Origin of the sequence: Nonomuraea ferruginea (assembly GCF_039540635.1) — a bacterium.
Classification (GTDB): domain Bacteria; phylum Actinomycetota; class Actinomycetes; order Streptosporangiales; family Streptosporangiaceae; genus Nonomuraea; species Nonomuraea ferruginea.
In genome coordinates this window covers 69,396-89,242 of sequence record NZ_BAABFD010000012.1, presented here as the reverse complement: position 1 = coordinate 89,242, position 19,847 = coordinate 69,396, and the positions used below count along the sequence as shown (strand labels likewise).

Genomic DNA, 19,847 nt, shown 5'->3' with positions numbered 1-19,847 from the left:
CTGAACACACATGGCTGGCCTGTCATTAAGGCGAGGGCACGCGAAATAGCCGACGCGTGACAAGCCGACCGTCGTACGTTACGGGTCAGGAGCGCCCCAGGTCAAACCGGAACCGTCATCCACGGATCCACAGGCGACTTTTCCACCGGCCCGCCGACGTCCACATGTTGTGCACTCAGGTACCACTAGGCTGTGGACAACGCCTTGAACACAGCTGTGCACATAGATACTGTCGGCCCTTCCAGACCCACTAGCAGGGCTGTGCACAACTTGTGGATCTCCTGTGGAGACCCTGGGGGTTCCCACCCGGGCTCGACGCTGTGGACGGCAGGGCTGATCGCGAGGCGGTGGCCCTCTGGGTGTGGATAACACTCGCGGGGGGCCGCGATAGGAAGGAGGGGGAAACGCCCGATGACCAACGTCGACCTCGGCGCGGTATGGGCCAGGGCTCTGGGCAACTTTCTCAACGAGAACGTGCCCATACAGCAGCGCACCTGGCTCGGGATGGTGCGCCCCATCGCTCTCGCGGACGACACGATCGTGCTCGGCGTCCCCAACGACTTCCTGAAGGACCTCATCGAGGGCAAGCTGCGCCCGCTCGTGGCTCACGCGCTGTCCCAGGAACTGGGCCGCGCCATGCGGCTGGCCGTGATGATCGACACCACCGCCCCCGAGCCGCCCAAGCAGGATCTTCATCCCCAGCCTGGGGGTAATGGTTATCCCCAGGGGCAGGACCCCCAGCCGCGTTTTCCACAGGGTGCGCCACCCCAGCATTTCCAGGTTTCCGAGCCCCCGCAGTTCTATTCTCCACAGCCGGAATCCGGCCAGCCGTCCACCGAATATCCACAGCCTTCGTTCTCTTTCGACCCGGGCACGTTCGACCAGGCTCCGTCGTACACACCGCCTGTGGAGAAGGCGCCGGAACCGGCGCCGAACCGGTGGGAAGCCAAGAGCAGCAAGCCCAGCGAGCCGGCCCGGCTCAACCAGAAATACACCTTCGAGACCTTCGTCATCGGCGCCAGCAACCGCTTCGCGCACGCCGCGGCCGTGGCCGTCGCCGAATCGCCGGCCAAGGCGTACAACCCGCTGTTCATCTACGGCGACTCGGGGCTGGGGAAAACTCACCTGCTCCACGCGATCGGGCATTACGCGCAGAGCCTGTACGACGGCGCCCGGGTGCGTTACGTGAGCTCCGAGGAGTTCACCAACGACTTCATCAACAGCATCCGCGACCACAAGGCTGACGGTTTCCGGGGCCGCTACCGCGCGATCGACATCCTGCTCGTGGACGACATCCAGTTCCTGGAGGGCAAGGAGCAGACGCAGGAGGAGTTCTTCCACACCTTCAACACGCTCCACAACGCCAACAAGCAGATCGTGATCTCCAGTGACCGGGCGCCGAAGCAGCTGATCACGCTGGAAGACCGGCTGCGCAACCGGTTCGAGTGGGGCCTGATCACCGACGTGCAGCCGCCCGAGCTGGAGACGCGGATCGCGATCCTCCGGAAGAAGGCCATACAGGAGGGCCTGGCGGCGCCGCCGGAGGTGCTGGAGTACATCGCCAGCCGGATCTCCACCAACATCCGCGAGCTGGAGGGGGCGCTGATCAGGGTCACCGCGTTCGCCAGCCTCAACCGGCAGGGTGTGGATCTCCAGCTGGCCGAGGTGGTGCTGAAGGACCTGATCACCTCGGAGTCGGGGCCGGAGATCACCATCGCCACGATCATGGCGAAGACGTCCGAATACTTCGGCATCAGCATCGACGACCTGTGCGGCAGCTCGCGCAGCAGGGCTCTGGTGAACGCGCGGCAGATCGCGATGTATCTGGCGAGGGAGCTGACGGAGCTGTCGCTGCCGAAGATCGGGCAGCAGTTCGGCGGCCGCGACCACACGACCGTGATGCACGCCGAACGCAAGATCCGCTCGCTCATCGCGGAGCGCCGCTCGATGTACAACCAGGTCAACGAGCTGACAATGCGCATCAAACAGACGTCGCGCGGGTCCTAGCCGTCATGCACACCCTGTGGAAAACGCTGTGGATCAGGGGAAACGCGCCAAGCCGCCGTTCGTACGCCCCGCTATGCCCGGAAATTTCCTGCACAGAGGCTGGGGATAACAGTGGGGACATCCTGAGGAGAACCTGGGGACTACCGGTGGATGACTTGGGGACGGCCTGTGAACAGTCTCCGAGGGCGGAACGGAAGACCCGTTTACCCCGTGGACAACCGGTGGAAACCCGGTGGATGACCGGTGGACGAAGGCACCAAGATCTGGGGACGGCCTGTGGGCGACGCGGCTTCATCCCCAGCCGCCGAAGTTACCCCCAGGCGTCACCCACACCCGCAGTGGATGAAAATCGGGCCGTCGAGCTGCGGAGACGCAGGTTTTCCACAGTATCCACCGCCCCTAGTGTGATGACTCCACTTATCTCTTAAGAAGAAACTCAAGACCCATAGAGGGGTTCTCGCTGTTCGCGTCTGCCGGAGGCGAGACACTTGGAATCAACGACGAAGCAGGAGGCTGATCACCGTGATGTTCCGAATCGAGCGAGACGTCCTCGCTGAGGCGGTGGCATGGACGGCACGCAGTCTCCCGGCACGGCCGTCCGTGCCCGTCCTCGCGGGCATGCGCCTGGAGGTCACCGAGGAGCAGCAGTTGAAGCTGTCCGGCTTCGACTACGAGGTCTCGGCGGAGGTGACGCTCGAACTGCACACCGGCGAGCCCGGCATGGTCCTGGTCTCCGGCAAGCTGCTGGCCGAGATCACCCGCTCGCTTCCCGCACAGCCTGTGGACTTCGTGGTGGAGGGCGCCAAGGCGGTCGTCACGTGCGGCAGCGCCCGGTTCACCCTCCTCACCATGCCTGTGGAGGACTACCCGACGCTCCCCGCCATGCCGCCCGCGGCCGGCCGGGTGGGCAGCGACGTCTTCGCCTCCGCAGTCAGCCAGGTGGCCGTCGCCGCCGGACGTGACGACACGCTGCCGATGCTGACCGGCGTGCGCATGGAGATCGAGGGCGACACCGTCACCCTCGCCGCGACCGACCGCTACCGCCTGGCCGTGCGCGAGCTGAAGTGGCAGCCGGGCCAGCCCGACTTCTCCGCCATCGCGATGATCCCCGGCAAGACCCTGGCCGACACGGCCAAGGCCCTGGGCGCCACCGGCGCCGAGGTGGAGATCGCGCTCAGCTCCGCCGGCGGCACCGGCGAGGGCATGATCGGCTTCTCCAGCGCGGGCCGGCGCACCACCACGCGCCTGCTCGACCCCGAGTTCCCCAAGTACCGCTCGCTGCTGCCCACCGAGTTCTCCGCGCGCGCCGACCTGTCCACAGGCCCGTTCGTCGAAGCAGTCAAGCGCGTCGCCCTGGTCGCCGAGCGCAACACCCCGGTGCGGCTGGCCTTCAGGAGCGGCGAGGTCGTGCTGGAGGCGGGCAGCGGCGACGAGGCCCAGGCCGTCGAGGCCCTGCCCGTCGAGTACGAGGGCGAGGAGATGAACATCGCCTTCAACCACCAGTTCCTGCTCGAAGGGCTGGGCGCGATCGACTCCGACGTGGCCCGCCTGCAGATGACCACCTCGACCAAGCCCGCCATCCTCACCGGTGGAAAGCCTGTGGACGAGGGCGGCACTCCCGATTACCGCTACCTGATCATGCCGATTCGCCTGTCTAGCTGAATAATCGGTCGGAGATGGTGGAATCCGGACGAGGGGGTAGTGGGGCAACATGCAGATCGGCATGGTTGGACTCGGCAAGATGGGCGGCAACATGGCCGAGCGGTTGCGCCGCGGCGGTCACGACGTGGTCGGTTTCGACCGCGACCCCTCCCTCAGCGACGTGGCGAGCCTGAAGGAACTGGTCAGTCGGCTGCAGACCCCCCGCACGGTCTGGGTGATGGTGCCGGCGGGCGCGCCCACCCAGCAGACGATCGACGACCTCGGCGAGCTGCTGTCAGCGGGCGACGTGGTCGTCGACGGCGGCAACTCCCACTATGTGGACGACCAGAAGCACGCCGCCGAGCTGGCCGGCAAGGGCGTCGGCTTCGTCGACTGCGGCGTGAGCGGCGGCGTCTGGGGTCTCGACAACGGCTACGCCCTCATGTGCGGCGGCGACCGGCCGCACGTCGAGCGCCTCATGCCGATCTTCGAGACGCTCAAGCCCGAGGGCGAGGACGGTTTCGTGCACGCCGGCGACGTGGGCGCCGGCCACTTCGCGAAGATGGTCCACAACGGCATCGAGTACGGCATGATGCAGTCCTTCGCCGAGGGCTGGGAGCTGCTCGAGGCCTCCGACGTGGTCAAGGACGTGCGGGGCTGCTTCAGCAGCTGGCGCACCGGCACCGTGATCCGCTCCTGGCTGCTCGACCTCATGGTGCGGGCGCTCGACGACGACGAGCACCTGGAGGGCCTGCGCGGCTACGCGCAGGACTCCGGGGAGGGCCGGTGGACCGTGCAGGCCGCCGTCGACCACGAGGTGCCGCTGCCCGTGATCACCGCCGCGCTGTTCGCCAGGTTCGGCTCGCGGCAGGACGACCCTCCGGCGATGAAGGTGGTGGCCGCGCTGCGCAACCAGTTCGGCGGCCACGCGACCACCTCGGCCGAGGGCTCGACGGCCAAGGGCGCCGACGCGCCGGGCGCGGACGTGCCCCCGCTGCCCCGCGACGGCGAGCGGGAGTGAGTTTTCCACAGGCTGTGAGCCGGTGACCGCAGAGGTCGGCGCGGCCGACTAACCTTCGTGGGGTGCATGTCGCCCACCTGTCGCTGACCGATTTCCGGTCCTACACGTCCGTGGAGCTCGGCCTGGAGCCGGGCGTCACGGCCTTCGTGGGGCCCAACGGCCAGGGCAAGACCAACCTCGTCGAGGCGCTGGGCTACGTGGCGACCCATTCCAGCCACCGGGTGGCGAGCGACGCGCCGCTGGTGCGCCACGGCGCCTCGCGGGCGGTCGTCCGCTGCGCCGTCCACAGGGACGACCGGCGCGCCCTCGTGGAGCTGGAGATCAACCCCGGCAGGGCCAACCGGGCCCGGCTCAACCGCTCCCCCGTGTCCCGCGCGCGCGACGTCGTCGGGCTGCTGCGCACGGTCCTGTTCGCCCCCGAGGACCTCGCCATGGTCAAGGGCGACCCGTCCGAGCGCCGCCGCTTCCTCGACGACCTGCTGGTCTCCAGGACTCCGCGGTTCGCCGGCGTACGCGCCGACTACGACCGGGTGCTGAAGCAGCGCGGCGCGCTCCTGCGTACGGCCGCGCAGGCCCGCAGAGGCGCCAGGAGCGGCCGGAAGGCCGAGAGTGAGGCCGGGTTCGCGGCGGCGGGCGCCGGCGACGTCCTGGGCACGCTGGAGGTGTGGGACGCCCATCTCGCGCGCCACGGCGCCGAGCTGTTGCGCGCCCGCCTCGAGCTGATCGAGTCGCTGCGCCCGCTGGTCGCCGGGGCCTACGCCGCGCTGGCCCCCACCAGCGCCCCCGCGACGCTGGCCTATCGCAGCACGTTGTCCACAGGCGACGACGCCTCTGAGGACGAAATCCCCGGTGAGAGGGGATCTTCCGATGCGCCGACGTTATCCACAGACCTGGGGAAAACTCTTGAGGAGCGGCTCAAGGAGCGGCTGCTGGAGGTCCGTCCCGCCGAGCTCGAACGCGGCGTGACGCTCGTCGGCCCCCACCGCGACGATCTGGTTCTCGGCCTCGGCGAGCTGCCCGCCAGGGGCTACGCCAGCCATGGCGAGTCCTGGTCGTTCGCGCTGGCCCTGCGGCTGGCCGCCTACGACCTGCTGCGGGCCGACGGCGGTGACCCGGTGCTGATCCTCGACGACGTGTTCGCCGAGCTCGACGCGCAGCGCAGGCGCCGTCTCGCCGAGATCGTCGCCCCGGCCGAGCAGGTCCTCATCACGGCGGCTGTGGACGACGACGTGCCGCCCGAGCTGTCCGGAGCCAGGTTCGAGGTCGCTGAAGGGAGCGTGCGACGTGTCCGCTGACCACGACGCCACGGCCAGGGGCGCCGCCCTGGCCAGGGAGAAGCTCGCCCAGGCCAAGGCCGACGCGGCCAAGCGGGGCCAGCTGCCGCGCAGCGAGCCCCGGCGCAGGGCGGCCGGTCCGCGCCGGGACGCCGGCGACCCGCTGCTGTTCGGCCGGGCCATCGCCGACCTGCTGGCGGCCCGGGGCTGGGAGCAGTCCGCGGCCGTGGGCGGCGTGTTCGGCCGGTGGGCCGACATCGTCGGTCCCGACCTGGCCGCCCACACCAAGCCCGAGTCGTTCGAAGACGGCGAGGTGCTGGTGGCGGCCGACTCGACGGCGTGGGCGACGCAGGTCAGGCTGCTGGCGCGCACCCTCGTCCGCCGCCTCAACGAGGAGCTCGGCGACAACACCGTGACGAAGGTGAAGGTCAGAGGCCCGATGAACGCCCCGCGCCCCACGGGCGGATTGCGGGTGACCGGAAGCCGGGGTCCGGGCGACACCTACGGATAGCCGGTCCGCCGGCCGTCCACAGCAGGCCTTTCGCGCCGCCGCAGCCGGCCGCGGGCGCTCGCGTGGCTCTGGGCAGGCTGTTGGGCGATCAGAGGGCTCCCAGACGCGCTGACCCCCCGATCGGGAGGGGGGATGCTGATCCGGGGGGAAAACGAGCCAGAGAGCATCACAGGCGCGTTCAATGCCACCTTCGGGCTCCGGACCCGGTAGAATGAAAGCGGATTCCGGACACGTCCGCTTGCGTGTCACCCCGGCAGGCAAGCCGACTCCCCTGGGTGACCGCGCATCGGGGCACTCACGACGGTGACGGGCACGGCAGGGGCAGCTTTTTCGCATTCGAGCGTCCCCGCCGCGTGTCCGCGGCAGGAGGATTACGCAGTTGTCCTACGACGCTAGCTCAATCACCGTACTCGAGGGGCTTGAGGCCGTACGCAAGCGCCCGGGTATGTATATCGGCTCGACCGGCGAGCGCGGCCTGCACCACCTCGTGCAGGAGATCGTCGACAACGCGGTCGACGAGGCGCTCGCGGGCTACGCCGACCGGATCGAGGTCACGCTGCTCGCTGACAATGGCGTGCGCGTGGTCGACAACGGCCGGGGCATCCCCACCGGCATACACCCCGTCGAGAAGCGCTCCGCGGTCGAGGTCGTGCTGACGACCCTGCACGCCGGCGGCAAGTTCGACAGCCAGGCCTACGCCGTCTCCGGCGGCCTCCACGGCGTCGGCTCGGCCGTCGTCAACGCGCTGTCCACGGCCATGGACGTCGAGATCAAGCAGAACGGCCACTACTGGCGCATCTCCTTCGACCACTCCAAGCCGACCGCTCCCCTGGCCAAGGGCGAGGAGACCGACGAGACCGGCACCAGCGTGACGTTCTGGCCCGACCCCAACATCTTCGAGACCACGACATGGAACTTCGAGACGCTCTCGCGCCGGTTCCAGGAGATGGCCTTCCTCAACAAGGGCCTCGCCATCGTCTTCACCGACGAGCGTCCCGACCACGTCAACGGCGAGCCGCACCGGGTCGAATACCTGTACGAGGGCGGCCTGGCCGACTTCGTCAAGCACCTCAACGACAAGAAGGAGCCGGCCCACGCGTCGATCATCTCCTTCGAGACCGAGGGCGACGGCATAGCGGTCGAGATCGCGATGCAGTGGAACAACTCCTACGCGGAGTCCGTCTACACCTTCGCCAACACGATCAACACCGCCGAAGGCGGCACCCACGAGGAAGGCTTCCGCGCCGCGCTGACGACCATCGTCAACCGCTACGCGCGCGAGCAGAAGTTCCTCAAGGAGGGCAAGGACGACAACCTGTCCGGCGAGGACGTCCGCGAGGGCCTCACCGCGATCATCTCGGTCAAGCTCTCCGACCCACAGTTCGAGGGCCAGACCAAGACCAAGCTGGGCAACACCGAGGCCAAGTCGTTCGTCCAGAAGGCCTGCAACGACCACCTGCGCGACTGGTTCGAGCGCAACCCTGGCGAGGCCAAGGACATCATCAACAAGTGCCTGCAGGCCTCACGCGCCCGCATGGCCGCCCGCCAGGCCCGCGACCTGACGCGCCGCAAGTCCCTGCTGGAGTCCGGCAGCGGGCTGCCCGGCAAGCTGGCCGACTGCCAGTGGAACGACCCCGAGAAGTGCGAGCTGTTCATCGTCGAGGGCGACTCGGCCGGCGGCTCGGCCAAGGGCGGCCGCGACTCGCGCTTCCAGGCGATCCTCCCCATCCGCGGCAAGATCCTCAACGTGGAGAAGGCGCGGATCGACAAGGTCCTGAAGAACAACGAGGTCCAGGCGCTCATCACCGCACTCGGCACCGGCGTCCACGACGACTTCGACATCGCCAAGCTGCGCTACCACAAGGTCATCCTGATGGCCGACGCCGACGTCGACGGCCAGCACATCAACACCCTGCTGCTGACGCTGCTGTTCAGGTTCATGCGACCGCTCATCGAGGCCGGCCACGTCTACCTGTCCTGCCCGCCGCTCTACAAGATCAAGTGGGACCGCAAGGGCGAGGACGCCTCCTACGCCTACTCCGACTCCGAGCGCGACGCCGTCATCCAGGCGGGCATCGAGGCCGGCAAGCCCGACCCCCGCCCGCGCGACAACGTCCAGCGGTTCAAGGGTCTGGGCGAGATGAACGCCGCCCAGCTCTGGGAGACCACGATGAACCCGGAGACCCGGCTGCTGCGCCTGGTCACCCTTGACGACGCCGCCCAGGCCGACGACCTGTTCAGCGTGCTCATGGGCGAGGACGTGGAGGCGCGCCGCGACTTCATCATCCGCAACGCGCGCGATGTCCGCTTCCTCGACGTCTGAGCGGCCTAGCCGCATCTCGATAAAGGACCACAACCTGTGACGGAAGTGAACACCACTCCCCCAGCTGACCGCATCGAACCGGTGGACATCCAGTCCGAGATGCAGCGCAGCTACATGGACTACGCGATGTCCGTCATCGTGTCCAGGGCGCTGCCGGACGTGCGCGACGGACTCAAGCCGGTGCACCGCCGGGTGCTGTACGCGATGTACGACGGCGGCTACCGCCCCGACCGCGGCTACTTCAAGTGCGCCCGCGTCGTCGGTGACGTGATGGGCACCTACCACCCCCACGGCGACACCTCGATCTACGACGCGCTCGTCCGCCTCGCGCAGCACTGGTCGCTGCGCTACCCGCTGGTCGACGGGCAGGGCAACTTCGGCTCGCCGGGCAACGACCCGGCGGCGGCGATGCGCTACACCGAGTGCAAGCTCGCGCCCATCGCCATGGAGATGCTGCGCGACATCGACAAGGAGACCGTCGACTTCCGGCCCAACTACGACGGCAAGTCGCAGGAGCCCGACGTCCTCCCCGCGCGGTTCCCGCAGCTGCTGGTCAACGGCTCGGGCGGCATCGCAGTCGGCATGGCCACCAACATCCCGCCGCACAACCTGCGCGAGGTCGCCGCCGCGGTCAAATGGTGCCTGGAAAACCCCGAGGCCGACGACGAGGAGCTGCTCGAAGCAGCGATCAAGCTGGTCAAGGGGCCCGACTTCCCCACCCGCGCGCTGATCGTCGGCCGCCGCGGCATCGAGGACGCCTACCGCACCGGCCGCGGCTCGATCACCATGCGGGCCGTGGTCGAGGTCGAGGAAGACGGCAAGGGCCGCCAGGCGCTCGTCGTCACCGAGCTGCCCTACCAGGTCAACCCTGACAATCTCGCCCTCAAGATCGCCGAGCTGGTCCGCGAGGGCAGGCTGACCGGCATCGCCGACGTCCGCGACGAGAGCTCCTCCCGCGTCGGGCAGCGGCTGGTGATCGTGCTCAAGCGCGACGCGGTCGCCAAGGTCGTGCTCAACAACCTCTACAAGCACACCCAGCTGCAGGACACCTTCGGCGCCAACATGCTGGCGCTGGTCGACGGCGTGCCGCGTACGCTCCGCCTCGACCAGTTCGTCCGCCACTACGTGGCGCACCAGATCGAGGTCATCGTCCGCCGTACGCGCTACCTGCTGCGCAAGGCGGAGGAGCGCGCCCACATCCTGCGCGCGCTGCTCAAGGCGCTCGACCGGCTCGACGAGGTCATCGCGCTCATCCGGGCGTCGGAGTCCGCCTCCCACGCCCAGCAGGGCCTGATGTCGCTGCTGGAGATCGACGAGATCCAGGCGCAGGCCATCCTCGACATGCAGCTGCGCAAGCTCGCCGCCCTGGAGCGCCAGGCGATCCAGGACGAGTACGACCACCTCATGACGCAGATCGCCGAGTACAACGCGATCCTCGCCAGCGAGGCCCGTCAGCGGGAGATCATCGGCGAGGAGCTGGGCGAGGTCGTCTCGCGTTACGGCGACGAACGCCGCACCGAGATCATCGCGCACGACGGCGACATGTCCATCGAGGACCTCATCGCCGAAGAGGACGTCGTCGTCACCATCACCCGCGGCGGCTACGCCAAGCGGACCAGGACCGACCTCTACCGCGCGCAGAAGCGCGGCGGCAAGGGCGTGCGCGGCGCGCAGCTGCGCCAGGACGACATCGTCGACCACTTCTTCGTCACGACGACCCACCACTGGCTGCTGTTCTTCACCAACAAGGGCCGCGTCTACCGGGTCAAGGCGTACGAACTGCCCGACGCGGGGCGCGACGCCCGCGGCATGCACCTGGCCAACCTCCTGGCCATGCAGCCGGACGAGACGGTCATGGAGGTCCTCTACCTGCGCGACTACGAGGTGGCCCCCTACCTTGTGCTCGCCACCCGCAGCGGCCTGGTGAAGAAGACCCGCCTGTCCGAGTACGACTCCCCCAGGTCCGGCGGCCTGATCGCGATCAACCTGCGCGACGACGACGAGGTCATCGGCGCCCGCCTGATCTCCGAGGAGGACGATCTGCTGCTCGTCTCCAGGGGCGCGCAGTCGATCCGGTTCACCGCCTCCGACGAGGCGCTGCGCCCGATGGGCCGCGCCACCAGCGGCGTCATCGGCATGCGTTTCCTCGAAGGTGACGAACTTCTGGCCATGAACCGGATCTCCGACGGGCAGGATGTGCTTATCGCCACAAAGGCTGGGTACGCGAAGCGGACACCCGTTGAGCAGTACCCGGTGCAAGGACGTGGCGGAAAGGGCGTGCTGACTGCAAAAATCGTGAGCTCTCGTGGCAAGCTGGTCGGAGCCGTCATGGTCAACCCGGAGGACGAGGTCTTCGCGATCACGTCCGCAGGCGGGGTGATCCGGACGAGTGCCGGTGAGATCAAGCAGTCCGGCCGGCAGACCATGGGAGTCCGATTGATGAACCTCGCCGAAGGCGACAGCGTGGTGGCCCTCGCCCGGAACGCCGAGTCGATGGAGACTTCGGTGGAGAGTGAAGCAGACGGGGGAGGAGAGTAATAGATGAGCGCCCAGGGTGGCGCCGCCAGGACCCAGGCGGCTCGGGACAACGGCCAGCAGCAGCCTGGCAAGGCCCCTGACAAGGAGCCTCGCCAGGCACAGGAGGAGGAAGGCAACCCGACGAAGCCGGCACTCAAGCCGGACGGACAGCAGCCCCGACCCCAGTCGGGCCCCGCCCCGTCAGCTCCCCCGCGGGCCCCGGCCCCGTCGGAGCGCGACGGCAACGACACCGCGCGCTCGCGCCCGTCACTCGCGACCGAGGCTCCCCCGCCGGCCGTCGAGCTCCCCGGCAAGAAGAAGAAGTCGTCCGGCGGCGGAGGCTCGCGCCTCCCCCGCAAGGCCCACCTGGTGCTGCGCCGCATCGAGCCGTGGTCGGCCATGAAGTTCAGCTTCGTGGTGTCCCTGGTCTGCTTCGTGGTGCTCTTCGTCGCGGTCGCCGTCCTGTACGGGGTGCTGTCGGCCCTGGGCGTGTTCGACTCGATCGTCGACCTGGTCAACCAGCTCAGCCAGGGCGAGCAGGGTGAGGGGTCGCTCCAGATCGACATCGCCTCCTGGTTCGAGCCGGTGCGCATCCTGGGCTACACGGCTCTCATCGGCGCCGTGAACGTCGTTCTCATCACCGCGCTCGCCACCCTCGGCGCGGTCATCTACAACGTCTCCAGCGACCTCGTGGGCGGCGTCGAGGTGACCTTCAGCGAGGCCGAGTAATCCCGTCCCACGCACGCTCGCGCCGCCCCCGCGGCGGCGCGAGCAGCGTGCGGGAGGCGGTAAGCTTTTCCTCAGCCGAACCGGTTCGCCTCCGCGCGGCGGATGCGATACGGTTCCATGTGTTGCGGGGCTATAGCTCAGACGGTTAGAGCGCTTCCCTGATAAGGAAGAGGTCCCAGGTTCAAGTCCTGGTAGCCCCACCCAGCTAGAAGGCCCGTCGGGATGATCCGGACGGGCCTTTGACGGTAATAGGCACGGCAACGGCCCTCACCTCACTCCCCGAAGAGCTGCCGCGAGATCGGACGGGAAGATCGGGCCGACCTTGCGCATGCGTGGTTACCTCGGGTTCTGTGAAGAAGACGATGCATGCCGCCTCCGGCGGTCCGGCCGGAGGCGGCGGGGTCGCGTCACGCTACGGCGGTTCCCTCGAGTTCGACCATCAGGGTGGGGATCGCCAGACGTGTCACCCCGAGCATCGTGGTGGTCGGTGCCACCCCGGCGGCGCCCAACCGTGAGGCCAGCACGCCGTAGTGCTCGAAGAGGCGGTCGACGTCGGTGGTGTAGACGTTGAGCCTCACGAGGTTCGCCAGGGACATGCCGGCCTCGCCGAGCACGGCCTCCAGGTTGTCGAGGCTCAGCGCCAGCTGCGCCGCCATGTCATCGGCGTGCTGCGGCTTGCCCTCTCCGCTCATCGCGGTCTGTCCTGAGCAGTACAGGGTCCGGGTGTGTCCGGAGACGACCTCGCCCTGGTTGTAGCCCAGTTCCGTCGACCACGCCCACGGGTTGACCGCCGTTCGTTCCATTGCCACATCAGCTCCGTTCGAATGGGTTGCCACCTGTCGATGAGCCTCGCAAACAAACCACGACATCCCCTGTCATGTATTCCGGTAGCGTTTTCGTATGCGTGCCGACCGGCTGGTCTCGCTGGTGCTGTTGCTGCGGCAGCACGGCAGGCTGTCCGCGACCGCGCTGGCGCGCGAGCTGGAGGTGTCCACCCGGACCGTGCTGCGCGACATCGAGGCGCTGTCCGCGGCCGGCGTCCCGGTGTACGCCGAACGCGGCCGGCACGGCGGGTTCGCGTTGTTGCCCGGCTTCCGGACCGAGCTCACCGGGCTGAACCCCGACGAGGCCCTCGCCCTGCTGGTCGCCGGGTCGCGGCGCGGCGCGCAGGCGTTCGGGCTCGGGTCGGCGCTCGCCTCGGCGATGCTCAAGGTGGTCGACGCGCTGCCCGAGAGCTATCGGGACACCGCGGCCGGCGCGGCCGAGCGGTTGCTCATCGACCCGGAGACCGACCTCCTCTCACGCCGGCTGGTCGCCGAGGAGGTGCCCGACGCCGTCGCGGCCGAGGTCCTGCGCGCGGTGTTCGCCGGGCACAAGCTGCGCATCCACTACGCGGCCGCGGACCAGGCGCCGGAGTGGCGCACGGTGGACCCGATCGGCCTGGTCACCGTACGAGATCGGGGCTACCTGCTGGCCACGAGGTCCGGCGCGGACCGCACCTACCGCCTGTCCCGGATCCTGGCCGCCCAGGAACTCGCCGAACCCGCACAGCGAGCGGACCGGGTCGATCTGGACCTGGCCTGGCAGGAACGGAGCACGAGGTTCCGGGCCGGTGGCGACCAGGTCACCGTGGTGGTACGGCTGGACCCGGCGCGTCGTGAGGACCTGGTGGGCACCGCGCTGGCCGTCCTCGCCGAGGAAACCGACCCGGACGGCCGGCTGCGGCTGGAGGTGACCTTCCAGGATCGGAGACACGCCGAATGGGCGCTGTGGCAGCTCAGCACGAACGCTGAAGCCCTGGCCCCGCAGTGGTTGCGCGACTCCCTGCGCGCCCGCGCCACCGCGGTCGCCACCCGCTACGGCATGTCATCCTAAGCCTTCCGCGGGCCGCCGACGAAAGTCCCACCCAGGCGTGCCTTCGACAGAGGGGCCGCGGCGGAGGACCAGGGCATGATCCCCGGGGACCCTCGGCGCACAAATACCAGTAATTCCTATTGATTATACCGGAATAATAGGTAATCGTGGGAGGGCACCGAGGACCGAGAGCATGGGAGAGGCGTATGACCACCGGCCAGGCCACGTTCCCCGCCAGGGCGGTGGCCGCGGCGGGAGTCGGGTTGCGCGGGGTAGGCCACACCTACGGCAACGGCCACACCGTGCTGCGCGACCTGGAGCTCGACATCCTCCCCGGCGAGATCGTCGCCATCCTGGGGCCTTCGGGCTGCGGCAAGTCCACCCTGCTCCGCCTCGTGGCCGGGCTGGAGGCGCCCTCGGACGGCGAGATCACGGTCGACGGACGTCCGGTCCGCGGGGTCGACGCCCGATGCGCGGTGGTCTTCCAGGAGCCCCGGCTGCTGCCGTGGCGCGACCTGGCCGGCAACGTCGCCCTCGGCCTGCCAAAAGGCGTCGGCAGGGAGAGCGGCGCGCGCATCGTACGGCACTGGCTCGACGTCGTCGGCCTCGACGGCTTCCACCAGCACCGGCCCCGCCAGGTGTCCGGCGGCATGGCCCAGCGCGCGGCCCTCGCCAGGGCGCTGGCCAGGGAGCCCGGCGTGCTGCTGCTCGACGAGCCGTTCGCCGCGCTGGACGCCCTCACCCGGCTGCGCATGCAGGACCTCCTGGCCGACGTGCAGCGCGGCGCCGGAACCACCGTCCTGCTCGTCACCCACGACGTGGACGAGGCGTTGCACCTGGCCGACCGGGTGGTCCTGCTCGGCGCCGAACCGGAGCGGCCGGGCGCCACGATCGCGACCGTGCTCGACGTCCCCCACCGCCGGCCCCGCGACCGCGCCCATCCCGAACTCGCCGCCCTCCGCGCCGACCTGCTGGAGCGGCTCGGCGTGCCCCGCCCCACCCCCGCCGAGGAGCCCACTCCGTGATCCACCGCCGTTCCCTGCTCACCGCCGCCCTGCTCGTCCCCCTGGTCACCGCCTGCGTGCCAGGTGAGAGCGGCACCGCCACGCCCGCCTCGGGCCGGCTCCGGCTCGACTACGCCTACTACAACCCGCTCAGTCTGGTCATCCGGCAGCAGCGCTGGCTGGAGGACGCGCTCCCGGGCACCGAGGTGACCTGGGTGCTGTCGGCCGGCAGCAACAAGGCCAACGAGAACCTGCGCGGCGAGACCATCGACCTCGGCTCCACCGCGGGCGCCGCCGCCCTCCAGGCCCGCGCCAACGGCACCCCGATCAAGACCGTCGGGATCTACACCCGTCCCGAGTGGGCGGCGCTCGTGGTGGCCAAGGACTCTCCGATCACCGAGGTGAGCGGGCTCAAGGGCAAGAAGGTCGCCGCCACCAAGGGCACCGACCCGTACTTCTTCCTGCTCCAGGCCCTGGAGGAGGCCGGGTTGGACGGCACCGACGTCGAGGTCGTCAACCTCCAGCACGCCGACGGCAAGACCGCGCTGGAGCGCGGCGACGTGGACGCGTGGTCGGGCCTAACCCGCTGATGGCGCAGAGCCAGGTGGACTCGGGCACGAAGCTGATCTACCGGAACGCGTCCTTCAACTCCTACGGCTTCCTCAACGCCCGCGAGGAGTTCCTCGCCGAGCATCCGGACCTCGCCCAGAAGGTGCTCGACGCGTACGAGAGAGCCCGCGCGTGGATCGTCGAGCACCCCGACGACGCGGTCCAGCTGCTGGCCTCGGAGGCCAAGCTCGCCCCCGAGGTCGCTCGCGTGGTGCTCAAGGAGCGGACCGAGGTCGAGGTCAGCCCGGTCCCGGGTCCCGACCAGCGCGCGGTGCTGGAACGCATCCTGCCGACGCTGGTACGGGAGAGCCAGGTGCGCTCCGAGCAGGAGGCGAAGACGGCGCTCGACTCCCTGTTCGCTCCCGAGTTCGCCGAGAAGGCCGGGGCCTCGTGACGACACCCGGCCGGTGGGTGCGCCCGTGGAGCTTCGCCGCGGGCCTGATGGTGCCGCTGGCGGCGCTCGCCGCCTGGCAGGTCGCCACCGGCGCCGGCTGGTTCACCGCGAGCCAGTTGCCTCCGCCCGCGGCGGTCCTGGCGGCGGTGGGCGAGCTCATCCGGCGCGGCGAGCTGTGGCAGCACGTCGCGATCAGCGGTCAGCGCGTGCTGCTGGGCTTCGCCGGGGGAGCGTCGGCGGGGCTGGTGCTCGGCGCGCTCGTCGGCCTGTACGCGCCGGTCCGCACCCTGCTCGCCCCCAGCATCGCCGCGCTGCGCGCGGTGCCGTCGCTGGCGTGGGTGCCGCTGCTGGTGCTCTGGCTCGGCATAGCGGAGGGCCCGAAGATCGTCCTGGTGGCGATCGGTGCCTTCTTCCCCGTCTACACCACCGTGTCCGCGGCGCTCGCGCACGTGGATCCGCACCTGGTCGAGGCCGGGCGGGCGTACGGGCTGCGCGGCGTGGGCCTGCTCACCCGCGTCCAACTCCCCCACGCCGCCCCCGCCGTCTTCGCGGGGTTGCGGCTCGGACTGGCCCAAGGCTGGTTGTTCCTGGTCGCGGCCGAGCTGATCGCCTCGTCCATGGGCCTGGGATTCCTGCTGATCGACAGCCAGAACACCGGCCGCACGGACATCCTGCTGCTGTCGATCCTGCTCCTGGCGCTCCTCGGCAAGGCCGCCGACATGCTGCTCGGGCTGGCCGTGAGAGCCGCGCCCTTCGACCCGCGCTGAGACCCTTCGTCACAGGACCCGGAACCAGAGGTTGGTCGCCTGGGGGACCTGCGTCACGCCGAGACGTTCGAGCTTGACGTTCGTGCCGCCCGGGTGGTCGAAGAGGCGGACGCCGTCGCCGAGCATGACCGGGGCGACGCAGACCAGGACCTCGTCGAGCGCGCCCGCCGCCAGGCACTGGCGGGCCACGTCGGCGCCGATGACGTTGACGTACTTGCCGCCCGCCGCGGCCTTCGACGCGGTGATCGCGGTGTCGAGGTCGGTGACGAAGGTGACGCCCGGCACCGGATCGGCCGGGGGGTTGTGGGTGAGCACGAACTGGGGCCCGCTCCACCCTCCGCCGAACGCCTCGCCCTCGTGCTCGGTGTCCCTGTACGGGTCGTCGCCGCCGAAGGAGCGGTTGCCCACGAGAAGGGAGCCGACCTGGGGGAGCAGGTCGTCCACGGTCGGGTTGGGGCCGAGGTGCTCGGCCAGCCAGGACATGTCGCCGCCCGGCCCGGCGATGAAGCCGTCGAGCGACATGGTGACCGAGTAGAGCATTTTCGCCATGGGTTCCTCCCGCGATCGGACCTTACCTCGGTTAAGACCACGCACGGCGGCGGAAGTCATCGTGGTTCCGGCAGTACGCTCTTCTTGACGAGCGCTGCGGGGGCCGCGACGGGACGAGTCCGGAGGCTTGATCGCGCATGCCGTCCATCCCCGTGTACGAGCTGATCGACGAGGCCCAGCGCCGTCCCTCGCCCTTGGCCGGGGATCGCAAGCTGCCCATCCTGGTGTTCACCGGCGACGCGCTGCCGACCGGCACGGCCGTGGAGACGGCGGAGTGCTTCAAGCTGCGGGCACCGTACGCCGAGGTCAACGCGGACGAGACCGACGTCGCGACGATCGTCGACCGGCTCGCGGGGGAGAAGGGCTCGCTGACACCGTGGGTCAAGGGCACGCTGCTCCCGCCTCCCCGCTTCCCGCTGACCCGGTTCGTCCTCTGGGCCTGGAGCGAGCGCGAGACCGCGGCCGGGGAGCCGAAGGATCCGGTGGGCGTCCGCGGCACCCTGCGGCGGTCGCTGTCCCAGCGCCGGAAGAAGGACGCCTTCACCGGGTCGGCGCTGCGGGTGATGGTCGACTACGTGGGCAGGACCATGACCACGTGGCTTCCGGCCACCGGGCTGGCCACGTTCGGGCTCCAGAAGCTCGTGGACGGCATCAGCCTGGCGCTCTGGCTGGCCAGCCCGATCGTCGCCGTCATCGGCGCCCTGCTGCACGCCGCGCTGCTGATCCGCGGCTGGCTCTTCTACCGCTGGTTCCGCAAGGCCCCCTACGTCAGGCGCAGGAAGGGCGAGGACATCATCGCCTACGCGATCAGCGTGGGCCGCGCCGACCAGGACGCGGTCGAACGGCTGATGGTGACCGCGCTGCTGGAGGACCTCCGCCAGGCCTACCAGCGCCGTGTCCTTCCGTGGCCCGGCTGGGGGCGCAACACCTATCCCGTGGTAGCGCTCAGGAACGCCGACCCGGGCACGATGGGCCGCCGGTTCATGGAACTCCTGGACGAGGTGCGGGTCCGCGGACAGCGGGGCCCTCTCCTGCTGGTCGCCTCCACCTCGGAACCGCCGGCCGGGCACCGCTTCGACCCGCCCGCCACCGGCGAGCTGGAGCCGGTCAGGCAGTACCGCGCATGGCGGGCGGCGATCCACCGGGCGGAGCCGAGCCCGTACCTCGTGATCAGGTTGACGGAGGCCGGCGCGTCGCGCAGCGACGATCCCGCCCGGCTGCTTCTCGCTCGTCCGCTCGCCTTCTGGGCGGTGGTGCTGGCGCTGCTCGTCGTGCCCGTCATGGCGACCGTGACGGCCACCGCGGGCTGCGGCGCCGAGCTGCGCGAGGTGGACGGGCAGTGCGTGGGCCTGGGCGCGCTCGGCAAGATAGCGCCGCACCCGCTCGTCGCGCCGGTGGCGCGACGGATAGAGGAGCAGAACGCGGCGATCCCGCTCGGTCACAAGGTGTTCACCGTCGCCTATCTGGGCCCGCTGACGACACAGCCGGGCGCGCAGTTCAAGGACGGCCAGATGACGGCGGTGGCCGGCGAACTGGCCGGGATCGGGGCGTACCAGAAGAGTTACAACACGAGCCGATCCGACTGGAAGATGAAGATCGTGTTCGCCAACACCGGCCAGGACTTCATCAGCGCCGAGCTGGCGGCGACCGGCATCGCGGAACGGGCGCGGGAGGACTCGTCGCTGGCGGCCGCCGTGGGCTTCGCCTGGAGCCGCGAGGAGGTCAAACGGGCGGTGGGGGTGCTGACGAGGGCGAACGTGCCGATGGTCAGCACGGTCACCACGGTCGGCGACATCGCGGAGGTGGGGGACCGGCGGTCGGCGTTCCTGTTCCGGCTGGCCGTCGTGAACAGCCTGCAGATGAGGGCCACGGTCCACTGGCTGGAAACCCTCGGGCTCGCGGAGGGGGTGGACAGGAAGCCCGAGGTGGCCGTCGTCTGGCAGCGGCAGGACGGCGAGCTCTACAGTCAGGATCTGAAAGAGCTGTTCCTGGAGGAGTACCCGGGGCAGAGTGCGGACTTCTCGTTCGGCGACGACGCCTCGCTCGGCGTGGCGATGCGGGAAGCGTGCGGGTCGGGCGCCGAGGTGATCTACTACACCGGCCGGGCCGACTTCCTGAGCAGCCTCAGGCGGGATTGGGGCGCCTCGTGCGAGCAGCGCGAGATCAGGCTGCTCGCCTCGGACGACGTCACCGGCTCCGTCGCCAAGGACGTGCGGTCGAACCCGGCCGCCCACGACGTGAGCATGTCCTTCGTGTCGCTGACCGACGTCCGCGACACCTCGCTCACCAACCAGAGCCAGCAGACCCTGCGGCGGTGGATAGCGGAGTCCGGCGTCGGCGTCTCCTTCGCGCACGCCGCGTTCGGCTTCGACGCGGCCCAGGCCGTGGCGATCGCGTTCAGCGCCTACCGCACGCAGAGCGAGGCCGACGACATCCTCAGCGGCGTCCACTACAACCTGCGCGGTCAGGCGTTCGACGGCGCGACCGGCAAGGTTTCCTTCTCCGAGCACGCCACCGACCACGACGCCCAGGGCCGGGAGGTGTGGCTCATGACCGTCGAGTCGGGCCGGCCGATCCAGGCGACGTGGGTCTGCCGGCCCACCGCGACGGCGGCCGAGTGCGCGTCGCCGTCCGAGTGATCCGGCCG

The 19,847-nt window shown here is 69.6% G+C and carries 16 protein-coding genes and 1 tRNA gene; 15 read left to right on the top strand and 2 right to left on the bottom strand.

Annotated elements, in window-relative coordinates; genetic code table 11:
- Positions 1–411: 411 nt before the first annotated feature.
- The 9 genes from dnaA (at position 412) to ABD999_RS22795 (ending at position 12,223) form a co-directional block, all read left to right on the top strand.
- Positions 412–2,007: a chromosomal replication initiator protein DnaA gene (gene dnaA, locus ABD999_RS22835; protein ID WP_148035928.1), complete on the top strand. Its 1,596-nt coding sequence runs from the start codon at positions 412–414 to the stop codon at positions 2,005–2,007.
- Positions 2,008–2,529: 522 nt separating this feature from the next.
- The gene (gene dnaN, locus ABD999_RS22830) at positions 2,530–3,669 is read left to right on the top strand and encodes a DNA polymerase III subunit beta (protein WP_148035927.1); all 1,140 of its coding nucleotides are present in this window, start codon (positions 2,530–2,532) and stop codon (positions 3,667–3,669) included.
- A gap of 49 nt (positions 3,670–3,718) precedes the next feature.
- Positions 3,719–4,669: a phosphogluconate dehydrogenase (NAD(+)-dependent, decarboxylating) gene (gene gnd, locus ABD999_RS22825; protein ID WP_148035926.1), complete on the top strand. Its 951-nt coding sequence runs from the start codon at positions 3,719–3,721 to the stop codon at positions 4,667–4,669.
- Between the two features lie 62 nt (positions 4,670–4,731).
- Positions 4,732–5,964, top strand: coding sequence for a DNA replication/repair protein RecF (gene recF, locus ABD999_RS22820; protein ID WP_148035925.1), 1,233 nt, complete (start codon positions 4,732–4,734; stop codon positions 5,962–5,964).
- On the top strand, positions 5,954–6,454 hold the full coding sequence (locus tag ABD999_RS22815; protein ID WP_261808987.1) for a DciA family protein: 501 nt from the start codon (positions 5,954–5,956) through the stop codon (positions 6,452–6,454). The genes recF and ABD999_RS22815 overlap by 11 nt, the downstream gene beginning before the upstream one ends.
- A gap of 379 nt (positions 6,455–6,833) precedes the next feature.
- Positions 6,834–8,777 carry a DNA topoisomerase (ATP-hydrolyzing) subunit B gene (gene gyrB / locus ABD999_RS22810; RefSeq protein ID WP_271276848.1) on the top strand — a complete coding sequence of 648 codons (1,944 nt, stop codon included), beginning with the start codon at positions 6,834–6,836 and terminating at the stop codon, positions 8,775–8,777.
- 36 nt (positions 8,778–8,813) lie between these two features.
- On the top strand, positions 8,814–11,315 hold the full coding sequence (gyrA, locus tag ABD999_RS22805) for a DNA gyrase subunit A (protein WP_148035923.1): 2,502 nt from the start codon (positions 8,814–8,816) through the stop codon (positions 11,313–11,315).
- A gap of 3 nt (positions 11,316–11,318) precedes the next feature.
- A complete protein-coding gene (locus ABD999_RS22800) occupies positions 11,319–12,023 on the top strand; it encodes a DUF3566 domain-containing protein (protein ID WP_148035922.1) in 705 nt (234 codons plus the stop codon).
- Between the two features lie 126 nt (positions 12,024–12,149).
- Positions 12,150–12,223 (top strand) — tRNA-Ile (locus ABD999_RS22795).
- Between the two features lie 207 nt (positions 12,224–12,430).
- On the opposite strand, the gene ABD999_RS22790 is transcribed toward ABD999_RS22795, so the two are convergent.
- Positions 12,431–12,826 (bottom strand): RidA family protein, encoded by a 396-nt coding sequence (locus ABD999_RS22790; RefSeq protein ID WP_271276860.1) that lies wholly within the window; start codon positions 12,824–12,826, stop codon positions 12,431–12,433.
- A 97-nt stretch (positions 12,827–12,923) separates the two neighbouring features.
- On the opposite strand from ABD999_RS22790, the gene ABD999_RS22785 reads away from it, so the two are divergent.
- From ABD999_RS22785 to ABD999_RS22765, 5 genes are all read left to right on the top strand, one after another.
- Entirely contained in the window at positions 12,924–13,898 is a 975-nt protein-coding gene (locus ABD999_RS22785; RefSeq protein WP_271276849.1) for a helix-turn-helix transcriptional regulator, read from the top strand.
- Positions 13,899–14,083: 185 nt separating this feature from the next.
- The gene (locus ABD999_RS22780; RefSeq protein WP_271276850.1) at positions 14,084–14,902 is read left to right on the top strand and encodes an ABC transporter ATP-binding protein; all 819 of its coding nucleotides are present in this window, start codon (positions 14,084–14,086) and stop codon (positions 14,900–14,902) included.
- On the top strand, positions 14,899–15,471 hold the full coding sequence (locus ABD999_RS22775) for an ABC transporter substrate-binding protein (protein ID WP_271276851.1): 573 nt from the start codon (positions 14,899–14,901) through the stop codon (positions 15,469–15,471). The genes ABD999_RS22780 and ABD999_RS22775 overlap by 4 nt, the downstream gene beginning before the upstream one ends.
- Entirely contained in the window at positions 15,450–15,884 is a 435-nt protein-coding gene (locus tag ABD999_RS22770) for an ABC transporter substrate-binding protein (RefSeq protein WP_271276852.1), read from the top strand. Before ABD999_RS22775 ends, ABD999_RS22770 begins: the two co-directional genes overlap by 22 nt.
- A complete protein-coding gene (locus ABD999_RS22765; RefSeq protein WP_271276853.1) occupies positions 15,881–16,651 on the top strand; it encodes an ABC transporter permease in 771 nt (256 codons plus the stop codon). The genes ABD999_RS22770 and ABD999_RS22765 overlap by 4 nt, the downstream gene beginning before the upstream one ends.
- 9 nt (positions 16,652–16,660) lie before the next feature.
- Here the strand turns inward: ABD999_RS22765 and ABD999_RS22760 are convergent, their stop codons facing one another.
- Positions 16,661–17,200, bottom strand: a complete 540-nt coding sequence (locus ABD999_RS22760; protein WP_271276854.1) for a dihydrofolate reductase family protein — start codon at positions 17,198–17,200, stop codon at positions 16,661–16,663.
- A 137-nt stretch (positions 17,201–17,337) separates the two neighbouring features.
- Here ABD999_RS22760 and ABD999_RS22755 point away from each other — a divergent pair, with 137 nt between their 5' ends.
- Entirely contained in the window at positions 17,338–19,839 is a 2,502-nt protein-coding gene (locus tag ABD999_RS22755) for an ABC transporter substrate-binding protein (protein WP_271276855.1), read from the top strand.
- Positions 19,840–19,847: the final 8 nt, after the last annotated feature.

Bases quoted from the DNA above. Each gene is read 5' to 3' on its own strand.
- dnaA (WP_148035928.1), top strand. From the start codon at position 412: ATGACCAACGTCGACCTCGGCGCGGTATGGGCCAGGGCTCTGGGCAAC.
- gnd (WP_148035926.1), top strand. From the start codon at position 3,719: ATGCAGATCGGCATGGTTGGACTCGGCAAGATGGGCGGCAACATGGCC.
- ABD999_RS22800 (WP_148035922.1), top strand. From the start codon at position 11,319: ATGAGCGCCCAGGGTGGCGCCGCCAGGACCCAGGCGGCTCGGGACAAC.
- ABD999_RS22790 (WP_271276860.1), bottom strand. From the start codon at position 12,826: ATGGAACGAACGGCGGTCAACCCGTGGGCGTGGTCGACGGAACTGGGC.
- ABD999_RS22785 (WP_271276849.1), top strand. From the start codon at position 12,924: ATGCGTGCCGACCGGCTGGTCTCGCTGGTGCTGTTGCTGCGGCAGCAC.
- ABD999_RS22780 (WP_271276850.1), top strand. From the start codon at position 14,084: ATGACCACCGGCCAGGCCACGTTCCCCGCCAGGGCGGTGGCCGCGGCG.
- ABD999_RS22760 (WP_271276854.1), bottom strand. From the start codon at position 17,200: ATGGCGAAAATGCTCTACTCGGTCACCATGTCGCTCGACGGCTTCATC.
- ABD999_RS22755 (WP_271276855.1), top strand. From the start codon at position 17,338: ATGCCGTCCATCCCCGTGTACGAGCTGATCGACGAGGCCCAGCGCCGT.